At 39.3% G+C, this 19,073-nt stretch carries 20 protein-coding genes; 2 read left to right on the forward strand and 18 right to left on the reverse strand.

Features of this window, described 5'->3' with window-relative positions; genetic code table 11:
* Positions 1–196 precede the first annotated feature (196 nt).
* The 10 genes from nadA to rpe form a co-directional block, all read right to left on the reverse strand.
* Positions 197–1,261, reverse strand: a complete 1,065-nt coding sequence (nadA, locus tag ODQ17_RS09320; RefSeq protein WP_009390598.1) for a quinolinate synthase NadA — start codon at positions 1,259–1,261, stop codon at positions 197–199.
* Between the two features lie 144 nt (positions 1,262–1,405).
* Positions 1,406–2,626, reverse strand: coding sequence for a bifunctional glutamate N-acetyltransferase/amino-acid acetyltransferase ArgJ (argJ, locus tag ODQ17_RS09325; protein WP_322903122.1), 1,221 nt, complete (start codon positions 2,624–2,626; stop codon positions 1,406–1,408).
* Between the two features lie 135 nt (positions 2,627–2,761).
* Entirely contained in the window at positions 2,762–3,241 is a 480-nt protein-coding gene (locus ODQ17_RS09330) for a methylated-DNA--[protein]-cysteine S-methyltransferase (protein ID WP_005302878.1), read from the reverse strand.
* A gap of 12 nt (positions 3,242–3,253) precedes the next feature.
* On the reverse strand, positions 3,254–3,574 hold the full coding sequence (locus tag ODQ17_RS09335) for a DMT family transporter (RefSeq protein ID WP_004794435.1): 321 nt from the start codon (positions 3,572–3,574) through the stop codon (positions 3,254–3,256).
* A gap of 149 nt (positions 3,575–3,723) precedes the next feature.
* Positions 3,724–4,719 (reverse strand): cation transporter, encoded by a 996-nt coding sequence (locus ODQ17_RS09340; protein WP_322903124.1) that lies wholly within the window; start codon positions 4,717–4,719, stop codon positions 3,724–3,726.
* A 28-nt stretch (positions 4,720–4,747) separates the two neighbouring features.
* The gene (locus ODQ17_RS09345; protein ID WP_322903127.1) at positions 4,748–5,503 is read right to left on the reverse strand and encodes a copper resistance protein B; all 756 of its coding nucleotides are present in this window, start codon (positions 5,501–5,503) and stop codon (positions 4,748–4,750) included.
* A complete protein-coding gene (locus ODQ17_RS09350) occupies positions 5,490–7,424 on the reverse strand; it encodes a copper resistance system multicopper oxidase (protein WP_322903129.1) in 1,935 nt (644 codons plus the stop codon). Before ODQ17_RS09350 ends, ODQ17_RS09345 begins: the two co-directional genes overlap by 14 nt.
* 40 nt (positions 7,425–7,464) lie before the next feature.
* A complete protein-coding gene (locus tag ODQ17_RS09355) occupies positions 7,465–7,860 on the reverse strand; it encodes a hypothetical protein (RefSeq protein ID WP_322903131.1) in 396 nt (131 codons plus the stop codon).
* A gap of 103 nt (positions 7,861–7,963) precedes the next feature.
* A complete protein-coding gene (locus tag ODQ17_RS09360) occupies positions 7,964–8,785 on the reverse strand; it encodes a Cof-type HAD-IIB family hydrolase (RefSeq protein WP_322903133.1) in 822 nt (273 codons plus the stop codon).
* A gap of 355 nt (positions 8,786–9,140) precedes the next feature.
* On the reverse strand, positions 9,141–9,827 hold the full coding sequence (rpe, locus tag ODQ17_RS09365; protein WP_322903134.1) for a ribulose-phosphate 3-epimerase: 687 nt from the start codon (positions 9,825–9,827) through the stop codon (positions 9,141–9,143).
* A 184-nt stretch (positions 9,828–10,011) separates the two neighbouring features.
* On the opposite strand from rpe, the gene ODQ17_RS09370 reads away from it, so the two are divergent.
* The gene (locus ODQ17_RS09370; RefSeq protein WP_322903136.1) at positions 10,012–10,284 is read left to right on the forward strand and encodes a DUF2218 domain-containing protein; all 273 of its coding nucleotides are present in this window, start codon (positions 10,012–10,014) and stop codon (positions 10,282–10,284) included.
* Here ODQ17_RS09370 and fghA read toward each other — a convergent pair whose 3' ends face one another.
* The 6 genes from fghA to ODQ17_RS09400 form a co-directional block, all read right to left on the reverse strand.
* Positions 10,285–11,130, reverse strand: a complete 846-nt coding sequence (gene fghA, locus ODQ17_RS09375) for an S-formylglutathione hydrolase (RefSeq protein WP_322903138.1) — start codon at positions 11,128–11,130, stop codon at positions 10,285–10,287. It abuts the gene before it with no gap.
* On the reverse strand, positions 11,099–12,550 hold the full coding sequence (locus ODQ17_RS09380) for a C13 family peptidase (RefSeq protein WP_005302864.1): 1,452 nt from the start codon (positions 12,548–12,550) through the stop codon (positions 11,099–11,101). Before ODQ17_RS09380 ends, fghA begins: the two co-directional genes overlap by 32 nt.
* Before the next feature lie 136 nt (positions 12,551–12,686).
* Positions 12,687–13,478 carry a class I SAM-dependent methyltransferase gene (locus tag ODQ17_RS09385; protein WP_322903141.1) on the reverse strand — a complete coding sequence of 264 codons (792 nt, stop codon included), beginning with the start codon at positions 13,476–13,478 and terminating at the stop codon, positions 12,687–12,689.
* A 9-nt stretch (positions 13,479–13,487) separates the two neighbouring features.
* Positions 13,488–14,153, reverse strand: coding sequence for a tRNA (adenosine(37)-N6)-threonylcarbamoyltransferase complex dimerization subunit type 1 TsaB (gene tsaB / locus ODQ17_RS09390; RefSeq protein WP_005302860.1), 666 nt, complete (start codon positions 14,151–14,153; stop codon positions 13,488–13,490).
* Positions 14,154–14,288: 135 nt separating this feature from the next.
* A complete protein-coding gene (locus ODQ17_RS09395; protein ID WP_080632626.1) occupies positions 14,289–14,816 on the reverse strand; it encodes a gamma carbonic anhydrase family protein in 528 nt (175 codons plus the stop codon).
* A 19-nt stretch (positions 14,817–14,835) separates the two neighbouring features.
* The gene (locus tag ODQ17_RS09400; RefSeq protein ID WP_322903144.1) at positions 14,836–15,465 is read right to left on the reverse strand and encodes a CoA pyrophosphatase; all 630 of its coding nucleotides are present in this window, start codon (positions 15,463–15,465) and stop codon (positions 14,836–14,838) included.
* A 114-nt stretch (positions 15,466–15,579) separates the two neighbouring features.
* On the opposite strand from ODQ17_RS09400, the gene ODQ17_RS09405 reads away from it, so the two are divergent.
* Positions 15,580–16,128, forward strand: a complete 549-nt coding sequence (locus ODQ17_RS09405) for an NUDIX hydrolase (RefSeq protein ID WP_002115876.1) — start codon at positions 15,580–15,582, stop codon at positions 16,126–16,128.
* A 57-nt stretch (positions 16,129–16,185) separates the two neighbouring features.
* Here ODQ17_RS09405 and filF read toward each other — a convergent pair whose 3' ends face one another.
* Together filF and filE are read right to left on the reverse strand one after the other, a co-directional pair.
* Entirely contained in the window at positions 16,186–18,135 is a 1,950-nt protein-coding gene (gene filF, locus ODQ17_RS09410) for a putative pilus system protein FilF (RefSeq protein ID WP_322903146.1), read from the reverse strand.
* Positions 18,136–18,153: 18 nt separating this feature from the next.
* Positions 18,154–19,073, reverse strand: a 920-nt coding sequence (filE, locus tag ODQ17_RS09415; protein ID WP_322903148.1) for a putative pilus assembly protein FilE, incomplete at its 5' end; no start/stop codon positions are given.

The raw sequence follows: 19,073 nt of genomic DNA on the forward strand, positions 1-19,073 counted from the left end.
CCTACGACCCCCTGGTCCCAAACCAGGTGCACTACCAGGCTGTGCTATGCTCCGATCTATCTCAGCTTTTGCTGTATCGCACATCGTGCGGTACGGTGTGCATTCTAGGCGCGACGCCCTCAGACGTCAACACCTATTGTCAAAAAAAGTTAAAAATCCTTATCAAATGTATATTTAACAAGCATTTTGAGGTTTTTTAACGCTTTAACGATGCACTAAAGGCTAACATTCGATCTAAAGGCATTTTGGCACGTTCAGCAAGCGCTGGTTCGACGTGTATTTCCTGATCACCTTTTTGTAAAACTTCCAAAATTCCATCGAGTTCATTCATTGCCATCCACGGACAGTGAGCACATGAACGACAAGTTGCACCCTCACCTGCTGTTGGTGCTTCAACTAAAATCTTATTGGGTACCGCTTGCTGCATTTTGTAGAAAATACCGCGGTCAGTTGCCACAATGAGTCTTTCATTTGGCAAAGTCTGCGCAGCTTTAATCAGTTGAGAGGTACTACCTACCGCATCTGCAATGTCTACAACCGACTCTGGTGACTCTGGATGTACCAATACAGCCGCATCTGGGTACAATGCTTTCATGTTGGCAATGCCACGTGCACGGAATTCTTCATGCACAATACATGCGCCATCCCAAAGCAACATATCTGCACCAGTTTTCTTTTGAATATAGCGACCTAAGTGCTGATCTGGTGCCCAAATAATTTTTTCGCCTAAGCTATCTAGGTGCTCAACAATTTCTACAGCACAGCTTGAAGTCACTACCCAATCTGCACGTGCTTTAACAGCAGCCGATGTGTTGGCATAAACAACTACGGTGTGGTCAGGATGCTGATCACAAAATGCTGTGAACTCGTCAACTGGACAGCCTAAATCGAGTGAACAGGTTGCCTCAAGTGTCGGCATCAAAATTGTTTTTTCAGGAGACAGAATTTTTGCTGTTTCTCCCATAAACTTTACACCAGCCACAACGAGTGTTGAGGCAGCATGATCTCGTCCGAAACGGGCCATTTCTAAAGAGTCAGAAACGCATCCACCTGTTTTTTCGGCAAGCTCCTGTACTTCAGGGTCGCAATAGTAATGAGCAACAAGGACAGCATCACGTTTTTTGAGCTCTGCTTCGATCTGTGCAAACTTTTGTTGTTTTGCTTCTTCACTTAAGCGATTGTCTTTTGGCTCACCTAAACGGTCTAAATGCGCTTGTACAATGTTTTTTGCATCGTTGGCAATTAAAGTCGCATCACTCATAAAACGTCTTCTCTATCCTTCATGCTGGCATACCTGCTCGCATATAACGTTACTGCTTAAATGATTTACGGATTGAATCATTTAATATCAAAAGTTGGGGCTAATAAAAAAGCCTCTTTGTCGAGGCTTGATTATAACTGATATTTAAGAACGGTAATCAGCATTAATTTTGACATAGTCGTAAGATAAGTCACAGGTATATACCGTGTCTTTGGCTTGACCACGTCCTAAATCAACACGAATGGTAATTTCGGTTTGAGCCATAACACGCGCGCCTGCTTCTTCGGTATAGTCTTCAGCTGCGCCGCCATCTTTACAGATTTGTACGTCGTCTAACCACACTTGAATTTTAGACACGTCTAGGTCTTTAACTCCTGCATAGCCAATCGCAGCTAAAATACGTCCCCAGTTCGGGTCCGATGCAAAAAGCGCAGTTTTGACAAGTGGTGAATGCGCAATGCTATAAGCAATGTCACAACATTCTTGAATATTTGCGCCGCCTTCTACAGCTACAGTAATAAACTTCGTTGCACCTTCGCCATCACGAACAATTAACTGTGCTAATCGATTCATTACACGAGCAAGTACTTCTAACACTTTAGTGTAGCGTGCATCACTGTCTGATGTAATTTCAACGCCACCCGCCTGACCTGTTGCTACAAAAATACAAGAGTCATTTGTTGAGGTATCGCCATCAATCGTAATACGGTTAAATGAATGCTCAACCGTGGTTTTTAGTAATTTTTGTACTAAATCGCGGCTAATAGGTGCATCTGTTGCCACAAAGCTCAACATGGTTGCCATGTTCGGGCGAATCATTCCGGCGCCTTTACTAATACCTGTCATGGTATAAGTAATGCCATCAAGCTCAAATTGTTCAGATGCACCTTTAGGTACTGTGTCTGTGGTCATAATGCCAGATGCAGCATCATTCCAAGCCGCGTCTTGTACGTTATTTAATGCAGGCTGAAGACCAGCAAGTAAACGTTCCATCGGAAGCTGCTCACCAATCACACCCGTAGAAAACGGAAGGACTTCAAAACTGTTTACCCCAGCAAGCTCGGCCAACTTTGCACAAGTATCTTGAGCATTTTTCAAGCCTGTAGGTCCAGTTCCTGCATTGGCATTACCTGTATTAATCACTAAATAACGAGGATTACCTTCGGCAAGATGGGCTTTAGAGACATGAACAGGTGCTGCACAAAATGCATTTTGAGTAAATACACCAGCAACATTTGAACCTTCTGCAAACTCAAAAATGACTAAATCTCGTCGGTTTGGGTAACGTACATATGCTTCTGTTGAGCCAATTTTTACACCTTTTACCACATGCATTTGTGGCATTGTTACGTCACCGACAGCCATTTTTAGAACATCCAAAGTTTGTTATGAATAAGATCAATATTTCAAAAAAAGCGATGCCATGAAGCACTTTCTTCATGAAATATCATAGTGGACAGCTTAGTAGAAAAGTCTAAAAAAATCGAGCGCAAAAACAGCTCATTGTTGCTCTAGTTTTAATAAAATATCTTTCTTATCAAGCCCACCTGCAAAACCAACTAAAGCACCACCCGCACCAATGACTCGGTGACAAGGTGCAATAATTGAAATCGGGTTTTTGCCATTGGCAGCACCAACTGCTCGCACCGCTTTTTCATTGCCAATTTGAACAGCAATATCTTTATAACTTCTTGTTTCACCATAAGGGATGGTCAGTAAAGCAGACCAGACCTGCTTTTGAAATACGGTTCCTTCGAAATCTAGTGGTAATGTAAACTCACGGCGTTTACCTTCAAAATATTCTTTTAATTGTTGTTCTGTCTTTAATAAAACTGGATGTTCAAGTTGTTCGACCAGCTCGGCCAGTCGAACACGTTTTGGATTTTCATTGTCCCAGAGTATTGCCACCAAAGCATTTTCATTCGCAACCAGCTTTAATTGCCCAACAGGCGAATTGATATACTTATAAGACAGCAACATAGTTTTATTCTCTTAGGACGGCGATGAAATTTTCATTAGAACCAAACCTGACACAATCAATACAGCGGCAATCATTCGCATAGCGCCAACAGGCTCATGAAGAAAGAAAATACCGACTAGAAATGACCCAATTGCGCCAATTCCTGTCCAAACCGTATAGGCAGTGCCAAGGGGTAAAGTCTTCATTGAAATTGAAAGTAGAATTACGCTCAAAATCATAAAAACTACGGTAATAACACTAGGGGTTAAACGTGTAAAACCTTCGGACATTTTCATAGAATATGCCCAAATGATTTCAAATACACCTGCTAAAATTAAAATAGCCCAAGCCATAACATTCACTAATTTTTATAGCGTCAGGTCGTCCCGACATGATGACCCAATATGGGGGAGGTCGTTCCTCCTTTATGAGAGGACTCAGTTTACTTTAAAATAAAAAATGAAGGCAAACCCTATCTAAAACTAACCTTTCTTAGAAAATCTTATTCATTTTTTAACTGTAAAATTTTTCGTGCACCATTTAAGACAAACAAAACAATAATTAATCCAATCATTAAATCAGGATAAGGAGAGCCTGTAATAGCAACTAATATTCCCGCAACAATAACACCTAAATTGACGATGACATCATTTGCAGAAAAGATATAACTCGCCTTCATATGTGCCCCGCTCTCTTTATGGTCTCTCATTAAATAAAGGCAACTAATATTGGCTGCAAGAGCTAATCCGCCAATTAAAATCATGAGAATTGAAACGGGTTCACTGCCGTAAATAAAACGGCGCAACACATCAATTAACACAATTATGGCTAAGCCGAACTGGAACCATCCTGAAAGATGAGCAGCTTTTAATTGTGCATTTAGATTTTTACCTACCACAAATAAAGCAATTCCATAAATTGCAGCATCGGCAAACATATCAAGTGAATCAGCAATTAATCCGGTCGATGAAGCAATAATACCTGCCATAAACTCAATGACAAACATGACACCATTAATCAGTAACAACCATTGTAAAACTTGTTTTTGTGACGCATTTGTTGAAGAGCTAGCTCGAACCTTTTTAGGTTTTTCAACAGGTTCATAATGTGGCTGCGTTTGTTGTAATTCTGCTCCTAGTCCTAAACGTTGCAAGCTTTGGGTGATCTTTTCAGCTTGAACACTGTGATAAATCGCCAAATGCCGTGCTGGTAAATCAAAATGAAGCTCTTGAATATCGTCAGCGTAAGAGGCCAAAGCCATCCGTACCATTTGCTCTTCAGCTGCACAATCCATGTGAGGAATATGATAATAACTCACCCATTGGCTCTTTCTAGGCACAGCTTCACTAGGTGTAGAATACTCCTGAGACGGCATGCTTGAGCACCCGCAGCTAGAGCTGGTTTTATTTAAATGTATTTGATTCTCTTGTTTTTCTAAAGCCATCTGTGCACCATAACTGACACAAAAAACAATGCCATCAGTATAAACCAATGGCATATCATTAAGCTTAATTTTTGTTCGGCAATTAGAACTTAAGTGTTAACCCTGCTCCATAATACCAACCATGTTCAGAGTCGGTTCCAGTTTGCCAAGCAGTTTGTTTTAAACCTTTTTCATAGCCGTAACCCACATCAACAAATGGCATGACCTTTTTGTTGATTTCATAACGGGTTTGAAAACCAGCTTGTAAACTTGATAAACCTGTTTTACTTGCATAGTGAGATTCATCTTGCAAAACAACATCTGCTTTTAAATAAGGTTTACCAATTAGCTTTTGGGTAAAGAGTAAGTCTCTTTCCGTTTCCAAACTTAGCTTCCATAGCTGATCTTCACCTGCATAAAGATATGCATCGGTTTCAAAAAAGTAAGGTGCCATGCCATGCAAGCCTACTACACCTGCCCAGCGATCTTGCTTTTCATCTTCCCGTTGTAAGCGCTCGTAGTTTACCCCAGCCTGTACATCCCAATAGTCAGCTACATTTCGACTGTAAAGTACTGAACCGCCATAATTGGCATCTTCCGACTCGGCTTTTTCAACATGGGCTTTAATGAACAATTTATTTTCATCAGTTCCCACCCAACTTTCTAATTCAGAAGAAAAACTGCCTTCTCCCTCTTCATTTTGAGTCCAGCCAGTATCAATTTTTGTTGCTTGATAGATCTGTCCGCCATGTTCGCGTAAATGATCATGCGTTAAGGGTTCTTGGGCAAAAGCAAGAACCGATACACCAGAGAAAATACCGCAACATATCATTTGAGAAAATAACTTAGTGATGCGCATGACTAGCTCCTTTTTCATTTTCAGATTGAACAGGTGCTTGAGATGCATCTACTGCTCCATCATTCACTTGAGCCACAATCAACTTATTCATCATTCCAGCACTCATGTGATAAAGCAGATGGCAATGAATCGCCCATTCTCCTAAAGCATCGGCTGTTAATAACGCAGTAACTGTCTTTCCTGGTGGAACAATAACGGTATGTTTATTTGGTAAGTTTTCAGCTTGCTGACCATTTTCCAATTGCATGAACATGCCATGCAAATGCATTGGATGAGCCATCATGCTGTCATTCACGAACTTCAAGCGAATACGCTCGCCATATTTAACTTGTAACGGCTCAGCTTCGCTAAATTTCTTACCATTAATGGTCCAAATATAACGCTCCATGTTGCCGCCTAAACGAATGACTAATTCTCGTTCTGGTGCACGTGTGTCTGGCTGAGGAGTTAAAGATTGCAAATCACTATATTGCAGCGCTTTCATACCCGCTGGTGTCGAAGCATTTGCCCAGCCATAAACGGGCTCATCCTTTTTAGTTTTATTCTCAGATTGCGCCGGCATCTCATGATTCATATTCATCATAGCGTGGTCATGCTCGCTAGACGACATTGCCTGCATATCATGCTTCATTTCAGGCATTGCTGACATGTCATGCTTCATTTGCATCATAGAATGATCATGTTTTTCAGATGACATACTTTTCATGTCATGATCCATGTTCATCATCGTATGATCATGATTAGTCTGGCTCTCTTCTTTTTTGATTTCAGGCATAGCCGACATGTCGTGTTGCATGTTCATTTGATGGCCAGCATGTTCATCACTCGCCCCATTGCCATGACTCATGCCCATATCGTCCATGGTTAGCAAAGAACGTGGACGTGGCTGCGGCATTTGAATTGACTCTACAGCCTGCGTATTTTCATTGTGCAAAGTCCCAATGGCAAAACCGCTGCGGTCAATAGACTCTGCTTCAATCTGATAATTTGGCTGTTTAGGTTCTACAATGACATCGTAGGTTTCAGCTGTACCAATACGAAACTCGTCAATTGCAACTGGTTTAACTGGCTGCCCATCTGCACTTACAACTGTCATTTTCAAATTTGGAATTCTGACATCAAAAAATGACATTGCCGATGCGTTAATAAACCGTAATCGAACCTTATCGCCAGCTTTAAAATTACCTGTCCAGTTTTGCTGTGGTGTCTTGCCATTAACCAAGAAGGTATAACCCGTCACATCAGACATATCGGTTTTTAACATCCGCATCTGATTCCACATCGAACGATCTTGCCAAGTTGCTTTTAAGCCTTGTGTTTTAACTTGCTTCAAAACATCAGATACGGTTTCACGGCGGTTTTGATAATACTCAGGAGATTTCTTCAAATTCTTCATAATGCTATCGCTAGAAGAATTATGAAAATCTGAAAGCATCACCACATAATCACGATCAGTTTTTTCATGTGCAGCTACGGGTATTTTCCCTTTTGGAGAAATCACGAGCGGGCCATATAAACCATCTTGCTCTTGGCCTTTGCTATGGGCGTGATACCAATAAGTGCCGTTTTGTTTCACCTTAAAGCGGTAAACAAAATCTCCGTTTGGTGCGATTCCTTTAAAACCATTGAAACCCGGTACGCCATCCATTAACCCTGGCAGTAATAATCCATGCCAATGCAAAGACGTATCTTGATTCTTTAATTGGTTATGAACATGAATAACAGCCTCATCCCCTTCCTCAAACTCAAGGAGTGGTGCTGTAAATTTTCCATTTACGGTAATTCGTTTGAGCGGCTGACCGGTAACATTGACCTGTTGTTCATTAATATTAAGGTGATATTCCTTAATTGCCGCGAGAGTCCATGGTGAAACCAATAGACCAAATACAGCGACGAGGCTGCTAATTGTTTTATGAGACATTGCTGTAATCCTTTGAACTAAAAAAATAAGTAAGAAAGGATTAAGCTTTTGGAGGACGTAAAATTTCTTGCCAGTATCCGGCTAAATGCTGAGCCTGATAAATACTGCTAAATTGAGAAGAGATTGGAATAAATTGCGAGTCAATATCTGGTACGGCTTGCTGTAATGCCAAATTCACCATTTGACAATGAACTGGGTTACAGTCCTGACAATGCTCACCATGTGAGTTAAGAGACTGTGTCATATTTTTATGACATACAGTCTGATCATCTGTTTGAACATGCATATTCTTGTGCGAAGTTTTTTCACTATGACACGGCATAGTGTGAAGATCATGCTGCATAGGCGTCTGAGCAACAGACACACCACTCCACCCAATGACCAAAGTCATTAGGAACACAAACCAAGCATACTTGCGTAAGTGTTGTAGAGCCATTGTGGTTTATCGCCTAGAGCCGATGAGTAATCTTAACCCCATTAGCATAACCAAGTTTTCAAACAGATACAATTTTCAATCTTAACAGTTTGTTTTAAAGTAATTAAGCAAATGGTGATTGATGTTGAAGGACTAAATCAATTACTTCTAGTGCACCCTCATGTTCATTACTTACCGTTGTATAAGGGGCTACTGCTTTCAAAGCTTCAACTGCATTTTCAACCGCAAATCCATAGCCGACAGCTTTGATCATCTGAATATCATTATTGTTATCACCAATCGCGACCACTTGATCAGCTTTAACCTGCCATTTTTGCAGCAATAGCTTCAAGCCATGCGCTTTATGCTGGTCTGGAAGAATTAAATCAATAAAACCAAAACCACTTGAAACGGGAACTAATACTTTATCTGCAACAAAACTTTTTTTCTGAAAATGTTCAAAAATCTCAAAGCTTTCGTTTTCCTGAGCAGTAAAAGTAATTTTACACACCAAGTCATCTAGTGCATAAAAATCATCAATAACTGTTAGCTTTTCAAAGTATCGAGCGACTTTGGCATAGTCCTCCGCATTCATGCTGCTATGCACATAAGCACTCTGTTTCCCGCAGATCACCATGGTTGAGGTATATGAAGGGTCGATTGCTTTTAGAATCTCAATATATTGTTGGTGACTTAAATGAGCAAAAGCTATTTCTTGCCCTGCATCTACAACATGCGCGCCATTTTCTGCAATAAAAGCAATTTCATGACTAATTTCTGGAAAATAGGTAATCAGCTTTGCGAGTTGGTTACCACTGGCAACCACGAAATGAATATTATTTTGTTTAAGTTGTTCGTACTGTTTTAAAAAACGTGCTTTGTTGTACTGCTTCTTAGAATTAAGAAAAGTCCCATCCATATCTACCGCTAAAATTTTTATCGTCATTAATTATCTAAATCTCTTACTAAAATCTTATTAAAGCAAATTTAGCTTTATTTTTCATGACACTTTTACAGTTTTGTACTTATCTATCTCTAAAAAATTTCACACAGAGCCGTATCGTTTTTTGCACAGGTTATTTTTTAGCAAAGCTTAATAAAAAATCAGATAATAAAATATTCAACACGCATAAAAAAAGAACGCCAAAACGTTCTTTTTTCATACATTTCGCTTAGAGAATAAACGGTTGATCTAATTTTGTTTATTTTACCAACATCTTATCCATACGGTTATCAACACAGTTATCCATATAGTTATAAACAAAGTTATCCACAAGCTTATTCTCAGTTCAACATACTTTTTAAGCGTCTACACTGCCCACTTTCGCAAGCTCTGCACGCATTTGATCAATCACAACTTTATAATCTGGTTGACCAAAAATAGCTGAACCAGCAACAAACATATCTGCGCCAGCTTCTGCGATTTCACGAATATTTGCAGGGCCAACACCACCGTCAACTTCTAAACGAATATCACGGCCACTTGCATCAATAATTTCACGAGCTTCACGTAATTTTTCTAAAGTCATTGGAATGAACTTTTGTCCACCAAAACCAGGGTTTACGCTCATTAATAAAATTTGGTCAACTTTATCAAGTACATAATCTAAATAGTGCAACGGCGTTGCAGGGTTAAAGACTAAACCAGCTTTAGCACCGCCTGACTTAATTAACTGTAATGAACGATCGATGTGGTGAGATGCTTCTGGGTGGAACGTAATAATATCTGCACCAGCTTCCAAAAAGTCTCCAATAATTCGATCAACTGGAGATACCATTAGATGCACGTCAACAGGAGCTGTAATCCCATAATTTTTTAAAGCCTTACATACACCAGCACCAAAAGTTAAATTTGGAACATAGTGATTATCCATCACATCAAAATGTACTACATCGGCACCTGCGGCTAACACTTTGTCTACATCTTCGCCTAAACGAGCAAAATCGGCAGATAAAATAGAAGGAGCAATCAAGTAAGGCTTGGACATAGGTGGATGACCTGGCTAAAAATTTAAGGAGAGGCTGAAAATTATAACAAAAAAGAACCTACTTGACCTGCCCTTCCTTGCTTAAATGACAACATTTCAAACTTGCAACGTAACGTTGCAACAATAGAATGCTAACGGCGAAACGAATTTGTTAAGGTACATTAAACCAATGTGAGGATTGATAATGAAAAGCACAACTCATCTATTAACAAACGATGGAAAACGCATTGCAAAACGTCTAGTTAATCATTGGAAGCACAAGTTTGAAGTACAAGAAACTGAACAAGATTTCAAAATCTTAATGCCTACAGCAACGATTACACTTGCACCAGAAACAGAGCAGTTAAACGTTGCAATTGATAGCCAGTTAGATGACCACGATCACTTAGAAAAAGTGGTGCTTGATCATCTAAACCGTATGGCTCAACAAGAATTTCGGGTGGAATGGCAACACTAATTAGCCAGCGACCTTTTCTAATTGGATTGCATGGAACTGTAAATGCTCATCCATAAAGGTTTGAATAAAGTAATAACCATGATCATAGCCAGCATGTTGTCTTAAGGTTAAAGGCTGTCCTGCTTTTAAACATGCTTGCTTAAATTTTTCAGGGTGAAGTTGTTCATAAAATTGGTCATCTAATCCCTGATCAACCAAAATTTCGTCAAATACTGCACCATTTTTTGAGACTAAAGCTGTGGCATCATGAGCCAACCAGCTATCGCGATCTGCACCTAAATAATGACTAAAGGCTTTGTCTCCCCATGCACACTCTGTTGGTGCACAGATTGGAGCAAAAGCAGATACCGACTTAAACTTTTCAGGATATTTAAACGCTAAAGTTAATGCACCGTGTCCACCCATTGAGTGCCCAAAGATACCAACTTGTTGAGCGTTTACAGAAAAGCTTTTTAAAATGAGTGGATATAACTCATCAATTAAATAACTTTCCATTTGATAATGCTCAGACCATGGCGCTTGCGTGGCATTAATATAAAAACCCGCGCCTTGCCCAATATCCCAGTTATCTCCTGCTGCAACTTGTTCTCCACGAGGAGAAGTGTCTGGGGTAATCAATATTAAGCTGAGTTGTGCTGCCATGTGTTGCGCATGTGCTTTAATGGCAAAGGTTTCTTCAGTACACGTTAACCCAGCTAAGTAAAACAAAGTTGAGCATGCTTTACCTTCTAAAGCTGCTGGTGGTAAATAAACACCAAACTTCGCTGGTCCTTTTAAATAAGAAGATTCAAATTGGTATATACGCTGCTCGCCCTCAAAGCAGCGGTTTTTTTGCAGGAGTTGCATCGTTTTTAGCCTCTGTTTTTGTTTGAGCAATATCTACACTACCCGTATTTTGCTGAGGAAATAGATACTTTTCCAATTGAGGTAGCATAAGTTCCATATTTTTACCAATCATCCACTGAGGCTCTGAGGGTTCAACACCTTGAGCCACTTCCCATTTGGTTACTGTTTGCTTAGCTGTGTTAAACGAGTCTTTCATCGACGATTGCTCTCGCATAGCCAAATCAAAGAAAGCTCGTCCAAAATAGGTATAGTCAGCTTCGTTATTACATCCAAAAGAAGTTTTATCAGCGGCTGATGCGGTAATAATTAAAGTATCAGGAGACTGTAAAGCAGGAATAAAGCTTCCTGAATAACAGGCTGAGATAACAATCACGCGCCAGCGAATACCGGATTTATCAAGTGTTTCACGCAACCATTTCGGGTCTACTTGCCCTAAATCTAATGGTGCATTTTCAATTTCGAAGTGATTCTGTTCACCGTGTGAAGTCATATATAGAAATAGGACATCGCTATCACGGTTCATTTGCTGCCCCATACGGCGTAGGGCTAACTCAATACTGGTTTTAGAGGCAATTGGAATCTCTGTGCGGGTGTCTGGATTATTAACCAACATCATCGAACGACCAATCGTTCCAAAACGTGTGTCAAACTGTTCTTTAATACGGACCACTTCCGATTTAAAAACATCTTGGTAACTATCGCCAGCAACACCTAAAAAATACCAATGACTTTTTGCCTGCTCGCCATATTGGACTTGCTCTAAAGAATCGCTCAGCAACTTACTTTGTGCGTAAAAAGCATCTTCAGCAAATGTAGGAGCCGAATCTTCAACCTTCCAAATCGGTTGATCTTTTACGGAAAGTTGCCACACCACCATGGTCGCAATAGTTGCAACCATGACGAGTGCACGTTCCCACCAAGGCCACTTAAGTTCGCGTGAGAAAACCCAAATCACCGCTAAACTTTGCCACACAAACAAAGCTACAAATAAGCTCGGTAAAATTCCGTTATAAATAGCATCGGGAATAAAGTTGAGATAACCGTTAGACCCCAAATACTGGATTAAACATTGAATTAATAAGATATTTGTATCTAGAACCAACCACAGTAAAGCAGGCACTAGCATTAAACGAGGTTGGTTGGTGCGCTGTGATAAAAATATACCAACAATTAAGGCAATAAATGGCCAAAGTGCATAACCAATTAAACCTTGCGAATTGAAATCACCGATTTGACCAGCGACAAGCCAACTATACAGAGAGTTAGTACATCCCCCTAAAATTCCCCAAACAATAAGCTGAAGAATAGATGGATGTACAATTTGTAGAGAACGTCTTGATCCCAAAAACAGCCACATTCCGGCAATTTGGTTGCTTTTAAAATCATGCCAAAAGTTAATGGAGGGTTTAAGATCAATCATAAAAGGTTTTCAAAAATTTCGTTTTTGTCAGGCATCTTAAGTGTATGCCTGCTAAGAATTTTAGCAATCATGCTTTTGAACTATATCACATATATTTGTGCATTATTCAAGCAATAAAACCTAACCTTACATAAGCCTACTGAAAATACGCATCAAAACGACAAGCATCTCCTTGCCATTGATGAGCTGGCTCTTGATTCGCCAAGAAAATAGCATGGCGTGGTCGTTTAACGACTACACGTTTAGCAACTTTCTGTGCCAAAACCAGCAAATTATCTCCCAAATCCATCTCACCATCTTCGGGTAAAAGTAGGTGTAAAAGCTGCATCTGTTTTTTTACTTGAGCTTGTTTTTTGATGGCTTGGTGATTCTGGTCACGCTGTGGAAACATCGGATCTAGATAAACCACATCAACCATTTGAGCTGTTTGCTGTAACTGTTGTAAATAACTTGCAGAGTCAGCAAAGATCAGTTGAATCCGATCCATAAACTGGCTTAAAAAGCTGTCTTGTTCAGCTTGTGCTTTTGTATCTTCAAGTAAGGTAAATAAAATTGGATGGCGCTCAACCAATTGTATTTGTGCGCCTAAATAAGCCATGAGTAAACTATCGTGGCCTAAGCCTGCTGTAGCATCAACCAGTATTGGTTTTTCACCTAACTGACAAGCTCGAGCAATCATTTCTGATTTAAGACTTGCACGTTTTAAACGGGAAATTTCGGCTTTCCAATCGGGCTGCATTTTCATGCCATTTGCAGATAACCATAACCCGTTTTCATCCACACAAAGTGCCAACTCAGGATTTAAACGCAAAAAACGCGCATTCAGTTTTTCAATTAACTGCAAATCTACACTCACACCTCTAGAACAAAGCACAGCTTGGTAGTGCTGTGCTTGTTCTTGAAAATCTACTTCAAAATATATGTGCATGATTCGCCTTTATTTTGCTTTACCCTGATCTGCTATTTTTTTCCATGCATCATCACGTAAATAAACTGGCAAAGCATGTTCAGCATCAACCCACTGCTTTTCTTCTGCATAAACACGTGCAATAGAAGCAATGTCTTGTGCAGTTGCAGTGATTGTTTGATGATCTGCATCAGCTTGAAGTAACTTTGCGCCCGAACCAATTAAGCAATGTTTTGCGTAAGCAGCTGCTGGCTCGTAGCCCATTAATTTTTCTTCATCAATACACTGCATAATTCCATGCTCATCTAGAACATAACTTGCAATGTAAACTTCGTTCATACGAGCATCGAGAACCGCAGTCACTTGTTTCAAACCTTCAAGTCGGTATGCCGCTTGAGCTAAAGCTTGCAAACTCGAAACAGGAATAACGGGTAAATCTTGTGACCATGCCAACGCCTGAGTCACAGCTGCATTAATGCGAACACCACTAAAAGAACCCGGCCCACGGCTAAAGGCAATCGCATCTAGACCAGCAACCTCAAGACCTGTTTGTTGTAGCCCCTGCTCAATCATGGGCAAAATGGTCTGGGTTTGTGCTTTCGCCCGCGTATCGAGTTGAAAAAACAGTTCTTGGGTTTCATCGACTAATGAAATAGAACACTGCTCATTTGCAGTTTCCAACGCCAGCAATTTCATGCACAACCTTAGTATTAAATCAGATTAAAAACGAGGGTTATGATACCCCACTCAGCTCTGATAGGCGAGTTGTTCTCTTTCTAAATAAAAATGCCAAGCTTGTGCTTGGCATAAAAATATTTTTCTAAAAAAGAGTTAAAAGTGGAATTCTTTTAAATCTGCATAGTTCTTAAAGTGCTCAGCATAATGCAATGCACTCAAACGTATTTTTGCAGCGCCATCTTCATCTAAAGTTTTGACAATTTTGCCAGGTGAACCCATCACCACTGAATTATCTGGAATCACCTTCCCTTCAGGAATTAAGGCATTCGCACCAATAATACAGTTTTTACCAATCACAGCCCGATTTAAAATGACGGCGTTCATACCAATCAAGCTATTATCACCAATCGTACAACCATGCAGCATGACTTTATGCCCGACTGTGACATACTCACCAATATTTAACTCAAGGCCCGCATCGGTATGTAGTACAGAATTTTCTTGAATATTAGAGAAATCACCAATTCGAACTACACAGTTATCGGCACGAACTACAGCTCCAAACCAAATGCTGACTTGACGCCCTAACTCTACTTGTCCAATGAGCGTTGCTGTTGGAGCAACCCAACCATCCCATGGCTCATGTAAGGCTTTTGGGTGCTGTCCTTGATAGCTATACATCATAATTTATCAATCCTGATCATTTATTCTTATGAGAAAACTTTGGCATTCCAAAGGTTGGCGAGTTGAGTAAGAATGGCCAATCTTTTTGATAACCCAATCCATATTTAAACAGAGCAACTAACATACGAGCAGTTAAACCCCAAATAATTTCATTATCAATCTGTAAGCTTGGAAAATATAAAGACTGATGGGCATATCGAACTTCATAGGGTGTTGGACGCGTTTCAATAAGTTGCTTTAATGGCACAAAGAAAATTCGATCAATTTCGGTAGGCTGAGGTATTAAAGTTACCTCTGGAGGAATAAGCCCAACAATCGGTTTTACAGACAAACCACTTCTTGCACGTTGCATTGGTAAATCACCTAAAAGCTGTACATCGAACGGGTTTAAAGCTGTCTCTTCCTGAGCTTCTCTTAACGCTACAACAATATTGCTGGTATCACTAGGATCACGCTTTCCACCCGGAAAAGAAACTTCCCCCGCATGGTTGTTCATATGTATTGAACGGCGTGTAAGCAGTACCTTCGGATCATTTTCATTAGTAATTGCTATCAGTACTGCTGCTTGTGCTTCTTGTATGCGGGTGGAAAAGCGCAATCTTTGCTGTAACTTTTGTGTTAGCAAGTGCTCTTCCATACCATTCACCTATTATTCTATCTCTCTTTGCATCATATCTGAAAATCAAACTTAGGGAATAGAGTTGATGCGTAAGTCTAAAAATTCAGTTATGCTGAGTCATCTCTATACTCGATGATAATTATGAGTTTCTGTGTAGCGTGTGGGCATAAAACCGAACAAAAAATTCCTTTAGGTGATCATAAAGTACGCCGTGTTTGTACTCATTGTGGAAATATTCACTATGAAAACCCCAAAGTAATCTGCGGTGCCTTAGCGTTATGGGAAGACAAAGTATTACTCTGTCGTCGTGCGATTGAACCTCGTTATGGTTTATGGACTTTGCCTGCTGGCTATATGGAATTGTTCGAAACCATGGAGCAAGGTGCAGCACGCGAAACTCGTGAAGAAGCAGAAGCTGAGATAGAAATAGAGCAACTGTATTGTATGTACAATATTCCGCGTATTGGTCAAATTTATGTACTTTTTAAAGCGCAGCTGAAAGATGGGATTTTTGGTGCAGGTGAAGAAAGCATCGAGAGTCGCCTGTTTGAAGAACATGAAATTCCATGGGGTGAACTTGCTTTCCCTAGTGTAGAACATACATTAAGACACTATTTTGAAGATCGTAAAAAACAAGTGTTCCCAACTCATCTTGAAACTTTGGGTACTCGTTTAGATCATACTGGTTAATTAATTAGATAATAAAAAAAGACCGCTAAGCGGTCTTTTTTTATTTGTCTCTTATTTTTAAGGTTTAGTCTTAATCTGATAGCAATCAGCTGTTCTAAGTGTCACAGTTCCAGCCTGACGCTGACCTAGCGCTTTTTCAGCTTCAGTCGGAGCAGGTGAAATATTTTCAATCTTGTTATATACCTGTTGATATAAAGCATAGAGATTAACCCATGGAACTATTTCATTAGCATAGGTTGTAAGGTTTGCACCACTACTTTGCCCTTGCAATAAGTTAGCAACATTAATTTTTGCGCCGCTTACAACTAATGTTTTCATGTCATCTTCAGAAGTACTTTGAACTACATTTGAATTTAAACCAAAGACAATACCATTTAAATTTCCTAATTCAGGTGCACCCAAAATCATTCTTACTGTAATTGACTTATCAGTGGCTGCTGATTCCGTTCCTCCAGTTGTACCAATGCGGTATTGTTGAACGCCATTATTATCAATTAAATTCGTATTTGAAACCACCCCACACTGACCAGACATATCTGTTGAAGTGGCATTAGGTTTAATGTCGGTACGAATATCTCCATGCTCATCAACTACAATACCCAAATCAATAGGTGCAATTCCTGCGGTATCAAATTTAAAGTTTAGAGTCGCATATAATGGAAAAATATAAGTTTGACCAGATTTGACGTTCTTAGCAGTTTTAAAGATCTGACTGGATAAATAACTTGCTGGTGCAACTTTAGTAATATCCATAGAACCAATATAATTTTGGTTATCAGCACTTTGTCTCCATAATGCATATTGCTGAGGATTAGGAGTTTTAGTATTCGTCAAAGCTAAATATGAACTATCACGTCCTGCGATAAATGAATCATTTAATAATTTACCCTGATAAATCACTAAGTCTTCATTAATATTATTAGAGATTTTTAAGCGAAATGGTTTTGTTGATTTAATCTCTGTTTGAACTGGGTCAAGCCAGCTAGTTTGCGCATTTGCAATCATTTGAGTTGGTTTTGATTTGGTCAAAATATTAAATACTTTACTAATCGCTGTTCCAGTCGCAATCGTACTAGTTCCTTTCCATTGCAAACCATAACCAAATGTATATCCTTGACGATCAGATAATAAGAATAAATTACCTAATACATGTTGGGTATTAACGCCATTTTTTGGACAATCCGCTAAGTTCGTTAGATTACATCCATAAAAATTTTCAGCCACTAAATAAGGCTGATTCGATCCTAAAACAGGTTTAACCAAAGTAAGATAATCTGATTGATATAGTCCTACTAAACTTAAGTTTGCTAATTGTGTTACCAGTTCAAAAGCTTGTTCATCTGATATCGGACTTACATCTAACCAAGGTTTCAAAATATTGGCATAAGCACCATTTTTCCATTCTGTAGCTGTAATATTTTGAACTAAAATATTTAGAGTATTTTTCTTGTCATCGGTAAATCGTGTTGGCTGCAAATCGCCAACAACATTTTCACCACGCTCTAAGCCAATACTTTGAAAGAGTTTTACCAATGCCATTGCAACACGGACTGTAGGATCATCTTGGCTAAGTGTTGTTGGAGTTTGTCCAGTTAATCCAATAGCCATATCCATGACTTTCAAACGTGGTGGAACAGTCATCTGAATTTTTGAAACAGTGTCCAGCTTGACAGAACCTAGTTCAATTTTTCTTGTATTTTTAGCATCTTGTAAATAAAAATTAGCAGTATCTCCAACTTTACAATATCCAATAACACTATTACCTGAAGCCTTAGTAACAAAGCTTAGATTCGTCGCACTACTACATGTAAAATTAATACCAGCAATTGGGTAATCTAAAGAAAATTGTAGACAATCACTACTTGTTACCGAACAACTTCCATTAGCAGTAGCTCCTCCTGATCCGTTTGTAGGATTCTCATTTATTGTGGAACTACCTCCACCACATCCATTTAGCATAATCGCTAATGTGGTTAATGCAAAAGGCCATAAAACTTTTTTATTCATTAGATACCCTACTTATTTTTAACGTAATACGGAAATTTGAATTTGTCCCTGATTCGATAACTCGGTTTCTGCAACATCTACGGCAGAGGATAAAGGTGTTAACATCATGTAATGTGCTGATGGTGGTACTTTTAAAACACCTTGAATTGATGCATGTTGTAACATAGTAGAAGGATAAGATTTACTCTTAAATCCACTTACTCCCTCTAAAATGCAACCCTTATCATCTAAAAAAACAGCTAAAGGCCAATAATATAAAGGTTTTTCATTACTAGCAGCGAATGACATAAGTTTTAAATGCTGGACTGAAGGATCAAGCTTAATCAACTCATACTCAAACTTTTCTTTCAAAGGTTTTCTTGGCCATACATTTATTTCTTTAGTTATATTAAGCGTCTTAATTGATTTGTTATAACCTTTGATAAAACATTGATCTTGTTCAAAAGCTTTCACTAACTCTTGCGAAGATAAACGCATATATGTTGGTGCTAATACAACTGTAGCCTCTTTATCTTGAGTATGGCGATTAAAAAGCTGATCTAAAGTTGATCGGCTGACACCTTTCTTCCGCTCTACTGATTCTGTTCTTCCCAAGCCATCTGGCACGAGATAAAAACGTTTTTTTCCTTCTAGATTAAATTCTTGATCTTCAAGATATTCATTATTTACATATTCCACACCATCGATCGTAGTAAATTTAGACTTATCTTGTGTAGAAGTTGGTTCTGGCGAAGCTTGCGAATTATTTTTTATCGGTGGTGGGATTAAAAGTAACTCTTTTTGCCATTCATTGTTAGAAGCCGTTTGAAGTTTTACATTTTCAATAGATGTTTTTAATTCACGACCATTTGTTGAAGCAGACTGAATATTCTGGGCTTTTTGTGGTGCAGTCGGTGCAGTCGGTGCAGTCGGTGCAGTCGGTGCAGTCGGTGCAGTCG

It is taken from the genome of Acinetobacter sp. IRS14 (assembly GCF_034650275.1).
Lineage (GTDB): Bacteria > Pseudomonadota > Gammaproteobacteria > Pseudomonadales > Moraxellaceae > Acinetobacter > Acinetobacter oleivorans.

Coding starts and splice junctions, on each gene's coding strand:
- nadA (WP_009390598.1), bottom strand. CDS start 1,261: ATGAGTGATGCGACTTTAATTGCCAACGATGCAAAAAACATTGTACAA.
- argJ (WP_322903122.1), bottom strand. CDS start 2,626: ATGGCTGTCGGTGACGTAACAATGCCACAAATGCATGTGGTAAAAGGT.
- ODQ17_RS09330 (WP_005302878.1), bottom strand. CDS start 3,241: ATGTTGCTGTCTTATAAGTATATCAATTCGCCTGTTGGGCAATTAAAG.
- ODQ17_RS09335 (WP_004794435.1), bottom strand. CDS start 3,574: ATGGCTTGGGCTATTTTAATTTTAGCAGGTGTATTTGAAATCATTTGG.
- ODQ17_RS09340 (WP_322903124.1), bottom strand. CDS start 4,719: ATGCCATTGGTTTATACTGATGGCATTGTTTTTTGTGTCAGTTATGGT.
- ODQ17_RS09345 (WP_322903127.1), bottom strand. CDS start 5,503: ATGCGCATCACTAAGTTATTTTCTCAAATGATATGTTGCGGTATTTTC.
- ODQ17_RS09350 (WP_322903129.1), bottom strand. CDS start 7,424: ATGTCTCATAAAACAATTAGCAGCCTCGTCGCTGTATTTGGTCTATTG.
- ODQ17_RS09355 (WP_322903131.1), bottom strand. CDS start 7,860: ATGGCTCTACAACACTTACGCAAGTATGCTTGGTTTGTGTTCCTAATG.
- ODQ17_RS09360 (WP_322903133.1), bottom strand. CDS start 8,785: ATGACGATAAAAATTTTAGCGGTAGATATGGATGGGACTTTTCTTAAT.
- rpe (WP_322903134.1), bottom strand. CDS start 9,827: ATGTCCAAGCCTTACTTGATTGCTCCTTCTATTTTATCTGCCGATTTT.
- ODQ17_RS09370 (WP_322903136.1), top strand. CDS start 10,012: ATGAAAAGCACAACTCATCTATTAACAAACGATGGAAAACGCATTGCA.
- fghA (WP_322903138.1), bottom strand. CDS start 11,130: ATGCAACTCCTGCAAAAAAACCGCTGCTTTGAGGGCGAGCAGCGTATA.
- ODQ17_RS09380 (WP_005302864.1), bottom strand. CDS start 12,550: ATGATTGATCTTAAACCCTCCATTAACTTTTGGCATGATTTTAAAAGC.
- ODQ17_RS09385 (WP_322903141.1), bottom strand. CDS start 13,478: ATGCACATATATTTTGAAGTAGATTTTCAAGAACAAGCACAGCACTAC.
- tsaB (WP_005302860.1), bottom strand. CDS start 14,153: ATGAAATTGCTGGCGTTGGAAACTGCAAATGAGCAGTGTTCTATTTCA.
- ODQ17_RS09395 (WP_080632626.1), bottom strand. CDS start 14,816: ATGTATAGCTATCAAGGACAGCACCCAAAAGCCTTACATGAGCCATGG.
- ODQ17_RS09405 (WP_002115876.1), top strand. CDS start 15,580: ATGAGTTTCTGTGTAGCGTGTGGGCATAAAACCGAACAAAAAATTCCT.
- filF (WP_322903146.1), bottom strand. CDS start 18,135: ATGAATAAAAAAGTTTTATGGCCTTTTGCATTAACCACATTAGCGATT.